This is a genomic window from Flavobacterium psychraerolatum (assembly GCF_025960985.1).
GTDB lineage: Bacteria > Bacteroidota > Bacteroidia > Flavobacteriales > Flavobacteriaceae > Flavobacterium.
On sequence record NZ_JAOQMX010000092.1, the window covers coordinates 1 to 1549 of the forward strand.

At 32.7% G+C, this 1549-nt stretch carries 2 protein-coding genes; one reads left to right on the plus strand and one right to left on the minus strand.

What is annotated here, in order from left to right; genetic code table 11:
- Window positions 1-180: 180 nt before the first annotated feature.
- Window positions 181-522, minus strand: a complete 342-nt coding sequence (locus M2326_RS17450; RefSeq protein WP_264620819.1) for a winged helix-turn-helix transcriptional regulator — start codon at window positions 520-522, stop codon at window positions 181-183.
- Window positions 523-647: 125 nt separating this feature from the next.
- On the opposite strand from M2326_RS17450, the gene M2326_RS17455 reads away from it, so the two are divergent.
- A complete protein-coding gene (locus tag M2326_RS17455) occupies window positions 648-1208 on the plus strand; it encodes a YceI family protein (RefSeq protein ID WP_108740799.1) in 561 nt (186 codons plus the stop codon).
- The last annotated feature ends 341 nt before the right edge of the window (window positions 1209-1549 follow it).

Below are 1549 nucleotides of genomic sequence, written 5' to 3' on the forward strand. Positions count from 1 at the left end.
GGCTATTTAATTGTTGTTTAAATCGCTTACATTTATGCGAAATATAATTTAAATTAAAAAAAAACGGGGTTTTTAGACAGACTGACGTTAGCCGTCATCCTGTGAGCGACCTAGCGGACATTGAACGGACACACTAATCCGTCAATTTTTTATAATAAAACCCGTTGAAATTTCAGTAGTTTATTTTCCAATAATTTCTTTCCGAAAATGAACACCCCAATTTAAAATTTCATCAAGCAAATTTTTCATTGATTTGCCTAATGGTGTTAGCGAATACTCGACAGTTACTGGCATACTATCATAAAGCGTTCGTGTAATAATTTTGTTCGTTTCCAAAGCCTTCAATTCTTGCGACAGCATTTTTGGAGATATGTCGGCAATATCTCTTTGCAATTCACCAAAGCGTTTTTCGCCAAAAGTTAAAGCAATAATTATAGGTATTCGCCATTTTCCTTGTATTACTTCTAATGTATCTCTTGTTACCATTAATTTATGTTGGCAAATATCTTCTTTTTGATTCATATTAGGTTGATTTTTAAAATACTTACCTACAGGTAACTACTTACCTAAAAGTAACTACTATCTTTTATAAAGCAAAGTTATATAAATTTACACCATAATTAAACATTAAAAAAAATAAAAAAATTATGACAAATAGAACAATTTGGGCAATTGACCCACTACATTCAGATGTGCAATTTAAAATTAGACATTTAGTAATATCTACCGTAACAGGCACTTTCAGAAAATTTGACGGCAGAATTGTTAAAGAAGGAGACGATTTTAACAATGCCAAAGTAAATTTTAAGATTGATGTAAAAAGTATCGACACCAACCAATCACAGCGTGATGAACATTTACAAAGTGGCGATTTTTTTGCCGCAGACGAATTTCCTGAAATTACTTTTGAGTCCACATCGTTTGTAAACCAAGGCGGAAACGATTACAAAATGATTGGTAATTTAACAATGAAAGGAGTAACCAAAACTGTCGAGCTGAATGTAGAATATGGTGGCTCGGAAGATAATGGTCACGGTATTCTAAAACACGGCTTTGAAATAACAGGAACGGTAAACCGTATGGAATTTGGAATGACTTGGAATAAATTGACAGACACAGGTGGTTTAGGTTTGGGTGAAAATATTAAACTAATTGCAAACATTCAGGTGGCTGAATTGGTTGAAGAAGGGGTTGAAATAAAAGCGTAATTAAAAAATTATTATACAAATAAAGTATTACCTGACTATTTACTTGTAAACTAAAAATCCTTGTTCAAATAAAAATTGGACAAGGATTTGTCATTTGAAATACCACTGCGAAAAAAGGACGAACGGCTAACAGCGGTTTGCATAAATGGCGAAATATGTGGTAAATTCACGTTTATCTTTCGCAAGATATTTTATCTTAGCCGAAAATAATCGGTCACGAAGTTCGCCACTTCTGCAAGCCGCGACACGTCAAACTGTCTAAAAACCTCTTTTTTTCAAAATTAATTTTAACCCAAATATTCTTCCTAAATATTTGTACACCAAATGAAATATGCGTAAAT